Raw genomic sequence first — 234 nt, 5'->3', positions numbered from 1 at the left:
CCCTGGAAAGCTCCCGCCACGAAAACGCCTGCTCTGGAGGTCTGAATCGGGTCGAGGGGTTTGGTATGGGCGAAGCCGTATTCATTCAAGTTTATCCCCGTAACACGGGCCAGTTCCCCGGCAGCCTTCGGCGGTTTAACCCCCATGGCCAGGACCACCAAATCGAACTCTTCCTCCACGATTTTGCTGTCCTGGAGGTATTTGATAATCAGGCTGCCGCTCAAGGGATCTTCA

1 protein-coding gene is annotated in these 234 nt (G+C 56.0%); it reads right to left on the bottom strand.

All coding sequences use genetic code 11. The annotated features are described in order from the left end of the window. Positions 1–234 (bottom strand): hypothetical protein (locus UF75_RS26010; RefSeq protein WP_045577399.1); only part of this gene is annotated, 234 nt, incomplete at both ends.

The sequence above is a fragment of the Desulfosporosinus sp. I2 genome, assembly GCF_000960765.1.
Taxonomy (GTDB): Bacteria; Bacillota; Desulfitobacteriia; order Desulfitobacteriales; family Desulfitobacteriaceae; genus Desulfosporosinus.
This window is presented reverse-complemented; position numbering and strand designations above follow the sequence as displayed.